Raw genomic sequence first — 9113 nt, forward strand, 5'->3', positions numbered from 1 at the left:
GGCGCGGCATTGCCACCCGCTATGACAAGACCCCCGAGAGCTACCTTGCCGGACTCCACTTACGAGGCGCCGTCATCTGGATCCGCAGCCTTCAGGCAAGTCACTGATCACGACTCCGTACAGGCCCTAGAAGCCATCCACGCCCAGTTCGGTGATGCCCGCGTAGAGCCAGCTCCACAGGATGCCGCCGGGTGTCTGCTGGTCGAGCAGGCCCGGGGCCAGCTCGTCTACCTCGTCCAGGAACACCTGTGCCACTGCCTCCTGGTCCTGCTCCACCGGATAGGGGTGCCAGCAGGCGTTGCTGTAGCGGTAGACGGCCTCAAGGACGCGAGTGAACACATCGAGGTCCGGTGCGAGCGGCACCAGCGTGCGGTTGGTCGGGCCGTCCAGTCGGCTCCAGATGTACACGGAACCGTCGTGGCGGTGCAGATACAGCTCGCCATAGTCGCACGTGCCGAAGGCGATCAGGTCCGCGGCGGCCACACCACCGAGCACGCCGTCCTCGGACAGGGTGCCCTCGGCCGGGGGGCGCATGGCATCGGCCGAATGGGCCGTGAACTCGGCCCCGTGGCACGCCCACCACGCAGGCAGGCCGATGTCCCGCAAGTGCCGTCGGTTCCCGGGGTGTTCGAGCCCATCGGGCAGAGCGGCCTCGGGCAGGCGAACCACGTGCCGTTCTCCAAAGGCGTCGTCGACCCGGGCCGCGCTGAGCGGACCCGCCGGCCGCCGCCGCGCCGGTTCGGGACCGGGCGGTGAGTCTTCGGACGACGTGGGATCGATCCCCTCACCGCACGGCCAGTCCCGCAGCACCTCCGCGTCTGTCTCAAGCACCGCTATGCCGTGCGCGCTCTCGACGAGATGACGGGTCCTGCCGCCCTCGACGGCGAACGCGACGGCGCCTGCCCAGCTCTCCGGGGCGGTCAGGTCCCAGTTGTGCAGTTCAGGCGCGTCGAGCGCCTTCGGCAACGCGGGCGCTTCCGCCAGCGCTCCTTCGTTCTGGACCTTCACCCTCCGGCCCGTCTCCGCATCGAGCCAGAGCGGCCCGCGCTGATCGACCACTTCGATGAGCTCCCGACCCTCGTACAGGCGGCGGTGGACCTGGTAATAGTCGCCGTTCAGGCTCGGGTGGGCCATGAACCAGTTGGCCGGCCGCCACCACGCCCACACCGTTCGCCAGGGCATCCCCGGCTCGACCGCCGCCGTCCGCTCGGCGTACTCCTCGTGGCCGGTCGCCTTCGCCGCGAAGTGCAGCCATGAGGCGAACTCGGCGGTCGAGACCTCCGAGACGCCGAAGATCGCTTCGGCCTGGAGGAAGACCTCACGCCCCACGCTCTGGGCGCCATCCGCAGCGACGATGTGGTCGCGCACCGCCGCCCGGTCGGCGGTCAACAGCCGTGCGGGATCTGCCAGTACGTCGTCTAGTTCCTTGCACATGCGGCCATCCTGTCACCCACCGCCGACACCCCACCGGTGGCGGACGGCCTCCGGGTGGATGTGCACTCACCGGCCGGCGACGTCCGCGCTCACGCTGTTGACCGGGTCAGCGGGTAGGAGGAGGCCACTGGGCGTCGGGAATGCATGCTGCTTCCTGGGCGGCCATGACCTCGTCACCGTGCTCGAAGGCCCATGCGCCGACGGCGTCGATGGGCGCCAGCAAGGTCCGGCCCAGAGCGGTGAGCTGGTACTCGACACGTGATGTGCGTCGGGGTGTGCCTGCCGGTCGACCAGTCCGTTGAACTGCAGTCGCCGCAGAGTCTCGGTGAGGGCCTTGGAGCTGATGCCTCCGATGCGCTGCCGTAGATCGACCGGGCGCCTGGGGCCGTCGCGCAGCGCCCAGAGCACCACGGCGTTCCAGGTGTTGGAGAGCAGGTCGAAGGCGAGGCGGGCACGGCAGTCGGCGAGGAAGGCGTCGGTCGTCACGTACCAAATGGTGCCCGAACCGCCTTCTAGCGTCGGTGTGAACCGTCGAAGCAGGCACGGAGAGGGAACGCGTGATGAGAATCGGTGTACTGGGAACGGGCAACTTGGCCGACGCGCTCGCCACCCACTGGGTGCGGGCCGGGCACGAGGTGATCATCGGAGGACGGGACGCACACCAGGCGGCGCGGCTCGCGAAGCGCATCGGAGGCAGCGCGAAGCCTGCCAGTCTGCGCGCGGCGGCCGAGTCCGGTCGGGAGGTGGTGCTGGCCGCGCTGCCGTTCGGGGCGGGAGCAGGCGTGGCACGGGACCTGCACGCGGCCCTGGAGGGCAAGGTACTGCTCGACTGCTCCAACCCGCTCGGGCCGGGCTTCCGGCTGCTGACGGAAGGAGGCCCCTCAGCCGCGCAGCAACTCGCCGCGGCGGCACCGGGAGCCCACGTGGTCAAGGCCTTCAACCTCTGCCACGAGGACGTGTGGCGCATGCGGCCGCCCGTCTTCGGCGGGCGACCACTGGCCGTGCCCATCTGCGGGGACGAGGAGACGGCCCTCGTGCGTGTACGCGAGTTGGTGCAGGACGTGGGCTGCGAACCCGTGGCCGGCGGCGGTCTCGAACGTGCGGGACTCCTGGAAGCGACCGCCGCGCTGTTCATCGCCCTGTGGGTCGGCGAGGGAGCGGATGCGCAGGCAATCGCACCTCCGCTGGCATACGCGGCCGGTCCGAGCCACCAGGAAACGGAAGACCCCGCCCACGGCCTCGGCGTGCCGCTCGGCGTCGAGTCGGGATACCGTCCCAAGGACATGCCGCAGGACAGCCGTGCCCAACTACCGTGACGAGGAGAGCAACTCCATGACTCCGGACCACCCGGCTCCCCCGACCACCCCCGAGGAAGCCCTGGCCATCGTCCGCAGCCGCTATGCGCAGCCGAAGCTGGCCGACGGGAGCCCGGCTCCCCTGCACGTCCACGAGTTCGACATCGGTTACCTGGTGTACGCGACGTTCCCGCCCACCACTGACGCCGAAGGCCGGCCGCGGCCCGCGCCGCCGGGCGGCAGCAAGATCGTGGTGGCGAAGGACACCGGTGAGACCGTCACCGTCCCCAACTACCCGACCGAGGCCGCTATCGCCCTGTACCGCCGGCAGCGCGAGGCGCATCGACCCGACGCATAGCCGATGAAGGGTCGGACCAGCCGACAGGTGATCCTGTGACAGGTGATCCTGGCGCCCGGGACCCTGGTGCCCGTGACCTTGGTGCCCGTGATCCTGGTCCCCGGCGGACGTTTCTCACAGCGCAGTCGAGCGACAGGGAGGTACCCCCTGATGCCCGGCCGCACGCCTCCGTCCCCTGCGATCGGCACCTAAGATCGATGTCGTACGCACATGCGACCGCAATGGCGGAGGACGGGGAACGGGGACCCATGACCGGCTCGACCGAGGACTACGCACCGCACCCCCACATAGGCGGCCGGACCGCAGCGTTGCGTGCGCTCGCCGCATGGCGCGCGGCCGCGCCCGGTGCACCGCGCGTGGTCGTGCTCACCGGCGGCTCCGGCAGCGGGCGTTCGCGACTGCTCACCGGCTTTCTGATGCTGTGCGAGCCGGAGTTCCGCAAGCGGCTGCCGCTGGACGCGATGGATCCGTCGACCGTGCCACCGGAACTGCCCGCCCCGGCAGTGCCGACCCCCGATGGACTGACCGCCGCGCAGGTGCTGTGGCTGCTCGCCGACCACTACGAACTGGACGCGACCAGCACGAAGGACGTGTTCGCCGAGATGGCCGCGCTCGACGAGCCGGTGACCGTCGTCGTGCCGGATGTCGACCGGGCCGGTCCGGTACGGGCCGCGGATGAGCCCGCCCGGCTCGTACGGGAGGTGCTCGCTCCCCTCACCGCCACCGCGACGGTCCGGCTCCTGGCCGAGGTGCCGCGTCCGCTGGCCGCCGGGCTGGCCGCCGGTCTGCCGCCCGGCACCGTGCAGGTCATCGACCTCGACGCACCGGAATGGGCCGACCCCGAGGGCCTGGTGCTGCACGCCCAGGCCGCGCTCGACCCGGAGTTCGGTGCGCCTGAGCTGCCGTTCACGGTCGACCCCGCCGCCCGCCTGGCCCTCGCCGCGGCCATCGGCCGGCGAGCGGGAACGAGTCCGCTGGTCGTCCAACTCGCCGTGCAGGGCATCCTGATGGCGCCCGAAGGCTTCGACCCCGCGGATGAGAACCGGCTGCCGACCTCCGTCGGCGAGGCTCTCGATCTGCATGCCGGACGGCTCGGCGCCGACCCGCAGACGCTACGGCTGCTGCTGGCGCCGCTCGCCCTGGCCGAGGCCGACGGCATACCCGTCCACCTGTGGGGGCGGCTGGCGAGCGCGGTCGCCGGGCGGGATATGAGCGAGGCGATTGCGGGCGGGATGCTGCTCGCGGGACCTTTCGTGCAGCCTGTGGAGCAGCGGGAAGGGCGGGACGCGGAGCGTGGTACGGGCACGGACGGGCGGGAGAACGGTCGGCCTACGCTGCTCCGGCTGCTGCACCCGGCCCTCGGTGACGAGATCCGCGCCGGTCTGCCGAACATCCGCGCCGCTCAGACGCAGATCGCGATGGCGCTGCTGGAGGCCGTGCCGGAGCAGGACTGGAGCAAGGCCGATCCCTACGTGCGCGACCACATCGCGGGTCACACCCTGGAGGCCGGTCTGCTGCCCCAACTCCTCACCGACCCGGGCCTGTTCGTGCACGCCGACCCGGTATCACTGCGCGCCGCCATCGAAGCCGTACCGGTGGAGACGCTCGGCGCACCAGCCCGTACGTATTTGCGTACGGCCCCCCTGCTGACCCGTACCCAGGCGTCCGCCCCGCTGCGCGCCGCCCTGCTGGAGACCGCGTTCGTCGAAGACGGCCTGCCCGAGTACGCCGATGCCCTGCACCGGCTCGCCTTCGAGCTGCCCTGGCGGACGCTGTGGAGTCTGCCCGTCGCCGGCGTGAGCGCCGTGACCGTCGGCAGTCTTCCCAGCCCGGAAGGTCCGGCCACTCCGGTCGCCGTCCTCGCCGTACCCGCCGACACACCCGGCGCTCGCCCGCTCGGAGAGACGGGGGAAACGGTGGAAACGGGGGAAGCGGATGCGACCGGGGAGGCTGGGGAAACGGCCGCGGAGGCGGAACAAACCGGCGAGCCCGGGGACACACGCGGCTCCGCGGTACTGATCCACGGTCTCCTCCGGCCCGCTCCCGATTCCCTCGGCGACGCAGATCCCGCCCAGGTCCTGCGCCCGTCCGAGGACGAGCGGGCGGCCGCCCCGCTGGGGCTCAGCCGGGGCGCCGACTATCTGCGCGTCTGGGACCGGGCGAGCGGGGATGTCGTGGCCGCGCTGATCTCCGACACGCCGTTCACCGCCGCCGATCTCTCCCCCGACGGTGTCCTCCTTGTCGCCACCGAGCACGGGGCGAAGGCCCTCCTCATCCGTGCGGCGGCCTCGGCGATAGCCTCGAAAGCCTCATAGACACACGACGGACGTCCCCTCCCCCCTCCTCACTCCTCCCTCCTGTCCTCCCCCTCGACCGACCTCGAAGGAGCCACCCCGTGACCAGCCAGGAGCAGGCGCTCGCCATCGCCGACCGTTGGCTCAACCCGGAAGGCTCGGCGGCGCCGCGCCGTGAGGTCAGGATGCAGGAGTTCGACCTGGGCTGGGTCGTGTGGCCCGCGCCCGCGGCCCCCGAGCAGGACCCGGTGACCGGGGAGCGCCGGCCGCCCGCGGAGGTCGGCGACGCGTGCGGGGTGGTCGACCGTCGTACCGGCGAGCTGACGGTCTGGCCGTCGGCGCCCGTCGAGGAGGTCGTACGGATGTACCAGCAGAAGCAGGGCGGCGGCACGCAGGGCGGGGCCCGGAGCGGCGCCCCGGCGGGGGGTGCCCGTCCGGTCACGGGCCCGGGCAACACCGCCGTCTTCACCTACACCGACCCGGCCAACGGGGAGGAGACCACCCTCTTCCGCACCTCGGGGCCGGGCCTGCCTCCCGCCGAGTACCAGGCGTGGGCCGAGCTGCGGCGCATGAACGTCCCCGAGAGCAGTGTCCTCGCGATCCACACCGACCTGCGGCCCAGCCTGCTCCCCGGCGGCTACACCGCCGAACTTCTCAACCAGTTCCGCAACGCACAGATGTCATGCACGCAGAACTACGGAACTCATGCCGAGGACCGCGCGGAGGGCATCGCCGCCCTGGTCGAGCAGGTCGAGGCCATGCACCGGATGGCCGGCCAGCAGCCGCCGCCCCGCCCGCACCGCCTTCCCGTTCCCGCCCAGGTGAGGCTCGCGGAGCCGATGCGTGACGTGGCCCTCGGGCGCCATCTCGTGGAGGTCTTCGGCGAGGAGGGCGTACGTCGCCACGACGCCGACGACGTCGCCGACAGTCCGCTACCCGAAACCGCCAAGTCGACGCTCACCTGGGCAGGGCTCCCCGCCGACCTTCCGCTCTTCTTCACCGCCGACCGGCCCGACGCCCCTCCGGCCGGCGGCCTGTTCACCGATGTCGCCACCAATCTGCGCGAGCGGCGCAGCCCGGCCGCCGAGGAGAGGATCGGCGCCCTGGCCCACCTGGTGCGGATCGGGTTCGACGGGGTCGCGGTGGTCGCGGTGCAGTGCCTGCCCGGTACGACGGAACCGGACGGACTCGGCGCGGTGTGGGCCGTGGACCCGGTCACCGCCGCCGCCCGCTACATCAACGTGTCGGCGGCCGCCTTCGCCCGCTGCCTGGCGCTGCTCGCCACCACGCGGCAGCGGATGCGTGGCCTGGACCCGGTCGCGGCGGGAGCGGCGGTGGCGGCGTTGCAGGAGCAGCTCGCCGCCATCGATCCCTCCGCGCTGGGAAATCCCGACACATGGTGGTCGCTGATCGTCGAGCAGATGTGGCACGGGCTGTTCTGACCGTGGAGGCGCCGGGTGGGCCACCGCCCGCGCCACCGGTCGCCCTGCTTGCTCAGTACAGCGAGAACCCGCCGCTGTGCCGCCCCTGGCTCTTCTTCCTGGACTGCGCGGCCTCGTCTTCCGAGCTCCTCGGCTCGAAGGCCCCGGACGAGGAGTCACCGCTCGCCGGCGCCACCCCGTGCCTGATCTGCTCGCGCTCCTCCTCGGAGAGCGTCTCCCACTGCCCACGCAGGGAGGCCATGCCCTCGCCCAGGGCGCGTGCCACCGCGGGGTCGTCCAGGGCCTCGCGCAGGGCGAGGCGGCCGGAGAGCAGCCTCTTCGCCGCATCCTGCATGTCCTTGCCGACACCCTCGGTCTCGGACAGCCTGCGCAGGGCGGAGTTCAGAGAACGTATCTGCTCCGGTTCGAGCGCCTCGTCCAGTACACCGCGGTCCTGCGAAGAGCCGTGCGGGGTGGGTGAGTTCTCGGGTCGCCTGGTCATGTCGCTTCTCCTCGCTGCCCTCGTCTCTCGGACACCCGAAGTATCTCCCGTCGTGTACGGATGCCATGCTGAGCCCCCACCGGCCGAAGAGGAGAGAAGGACCTCATCGTGATGGCTCAGACGCAGGGCACAGGAAAAGGCGAAGGTGTCGACCGTTCCCTTGCCGGTCTCGTCGGCAGAGCCTTCGGCCACCTCGGGCGGGCGGGGGGCCTGGTCTTCCTCCTCGCGGGCCTCGCTCTGAGCGGATGGGGCGCGTACGAGGGGGCGTACCTGGCGGGTTGGGCGGGCACGCACGGCACCCTGACCGTGAAGCAGTGCGAGGTGAGCTATCCGAACAACGCCTCCCGCAGCAGCCGCAAGAACCGGCGCCCCATCCGCTGTGAGGGCATCTTCGTGTCCGACGACGGCAAGGACAAGGACGCGGGCGCCGCGGTGCAGGTCAGGCAGCGGTACACGCCGGGCACCGAACTGTCGGTGCAACAGACCGGCGCGACCACGACGGGCACCTCCGAGGACGGCGACTACGTCCAGAGCGGTATGGACCGCGCCTGGAGGTTCTTCGGCGCCTTCTTCGGCGGCTGGGTCCTCACAGGCCTCGGTGTCTTCTGCCTCGCCACCGGATACGCACCGTTCGGCCAGAGCCGCATCTCGTTCGACGCGGCATGGGAGACGGCAGGGCGGGGAGTGACGCGTCCGATAGTGATCGGGATGCTGGGTGTGGGGCTCGTCGGGGCCGGGGTGTCGTTCCTGGTCGGCTACTTCGTCTGACCTGCCCCGCCGGCGACCCGACCGACGTCGAACGGATAGCCTGCACTGGTCAATTTCCAGTTGACCTCGGTCCGTTCAGCCACCACGCAGTCAACCACGGGGTTTTTCAGGCATGTCGACGCCGCCACCGCAGCATCCGAATCAACCGCCGTACGGGCAGCCTCAGCAGCCGTACGGATACCAGCAGCATGCTCCGTACGGGAATCCACAGCAGCCGCAACAGCCGCATCCGCAGCCTCAGCGCGCTCCTCAGCGCCCGCTGCCGGGAGGCCGGTTGCGGGTCGTGAAGTCCCTCGCCGTCGTCGTAGCGATCTGCGGTGGTCTGGCCTACTACGTCTGGGACTACAACACCAGCCCCACCGGTGGCAAGGCGAAGGCGGAGGTGTCGGCGTCCGCGTACGCCGAGGCTCACGACCCGGAAATCGGCGACTGCGTCAAGATCAAGGACCCCAAGGGCGAGCCGCTTCCGACGGTCGTCGACTGTGACTCCCGCGAGGCCGAGTACAAGTTGGGGGAGATGGTCCCCGGCAAGAACATGGAATGCGGGTCGAAGTACGACTACGGCATTCAGTACCACAATGGGCAGAAGTTCAACTACACGTTGTGCTTCACCAAGGTCTGAGCTTCGGGTCGTCTCTTCTTGCGGCCGCCACTCGCAAGAGCGGGCGGCGGCCGACTCCCGGCCGCCAGCTCACCTCGTAGAGCGTTCCCGCGCGAGTGCTCGGCGACCGAATCACCGACGACCGCGCTCACGCATACGTGACGCCTCAGACACCGGCCGCGTCACCTCCGGCAAGGCGCACGACTGTGCCGGCGCCCGGCCTGCTGGGGCGTCACGACGTTTCCTGGACTTCACCGCATGTCGTTCTCCGGCGAACTCTCCCCCTCCCCCACCGCCACCGTCGTACCCACCGGTCAGCGAGCCGCGCGGCGGATGATCCCCCCCCCCCGTTATCTTCTTCGCGGTCCTGCAAGAGGGCCGCTGGCCTCCGGGCCCGGCATGACTGTTGCCCCCTGTCGAACGGATGACCTGGGGGGTGG

8 protein-coding genes and 1 pseudogene are annotated in these 9113 nt (G+C 70.9%); 6 read left to right on the forward strand and 3 right to left on the reverse strand.

Features of this window, described 5'->3' with window-relative positions; translation table 11 throughout:
* Positions 1-126: 126 nt before the first annotated feature.
* Together ABZ823_RS30670 and ABZ823_RS30675 are read right to left on the reverse strand one after the other, a co-directional pair.
* Positions 127-1434 (reverse strand): SUKH-4 family immunity protein, encoded by a 1308-nt coding sequence (locus ABZ823_RS30670; protein ID WP_361666136.1) that lies wholly within the window; start codon positions 1432-1434, stop codon positions 127-129.
* 106 nt (positions 1435-1540) lie between these two features.
* A pseudogene (locus ABZ823_RS30675) lies at positions 1541-1920 on the reverse strand (helix-turn-helix domain-containing protein).
* Between the two features lie 74 nt (positions 1921-1994).
* Here ABZ823_RS30675 and ABZ823_RS30680 point away from each other — a divergent pair.
* From ABZ823_RS30680 to ABZ823_RS30695, 4 genes are all read left to right on the forward strand, one after another.
* Entirely contained in the window at positions 1995-2750 is a 756-nt protein-coding gene (locus ABZ823_RS30680) for an NAD(P)-binding domain-containing protein (RefSeq protein WP_361666138.1), read from the forward strand.
* Positions 2734-3087, forward strand: a complete 354-nt coding sequence (locus ABZ823_RS30685; RefSeq protein WP_361666140.1) for a hypothetical protein — start codon at positions 2734-2736, stop codon at positions 3085-3087. Before ABZ823_RS30680 ends, ABZ823_RS30685 begins: the two co-directional genes overlap by 17 nt.
* A gap of 248 nt (positions 3088-3335) precedes the next feature.
* The gene (locus ABZ823_RS30690; protein ID WP_361666142.1) at positions 3336-5402 is read left to right on the forward strand and encodes an ATP-binding protein; all 2067 of its coding nucleotides are present in this window, start codon (positions 3336-3338) and stop codon (positions 5400-5402) included.
* 80 nt (positions 5403-5482) lie between these two features.
* Positions 5483-6823: an SUKH-4 family immunity protein gene (locus tag ABZ823_RS30695; protein ID WP_361666144.1), complete on the forward strand. Its 1341-nt coding sequence runs from the start codon at positions 5483-5485 to the stop codon at positions 6821-6823.
* A gap of 52 nt (positions 6824-6875) precedes the next feature.
* Here ABZ823_RS30695 and ABZ823_RS30700 read toward each other — a convergent pair whose 3' ends face one another.
* A complete protein-coding gene (locus tag ABZ823_RS30700; protein WP_361666146.1) occupies positions 6876-7304 on the reverse strand; it encodes a hypothetical protein in 429 nt (142 codons plus the stop codon).
* Positions 7305-7415: 111 nt separating this feature from the next.
* Between ABZ823_RS30700 and ABZ823_RS30705 the strand changes: the two genes are divergently transcribed.
* Together ABZ823_RS30705 and ABZ823_RS30710 are read left to right on the forward strand one after the other, a co-directional pair.
* On the forward strand, positions 7416-8072 hold the full coding sequence (locus ABZ823_RS30705; RefSeq protein WP_361666148.1) for a hypothetical protein: 657 nt from the start codon (positions 7416-7418) through the stop codon (positions 8070-8072).
* Positions 8073-8346: 274 nt separating this feature from the next.
* Complete coding sequence (locus ABZ823_RS30710; RefSeq protein WP_361666150.1) at positions 8347-8694, forward strand: hypothetical protein; 348 nt, start codon at positions 8347-8349, stop codon at positions 8692-8694.
* The last annotated feature ends 419 nt before the right edge of the window (positions 8695-9113 follow it).

Source organism: Streptomyces sp. NPDC047079 (assembly GCF_040643755.1).
GTDB lineage: Bacteria > Actinomycetota > Actinomycetes > Streptomycetales > Streptomycetaceae > Streptomyces.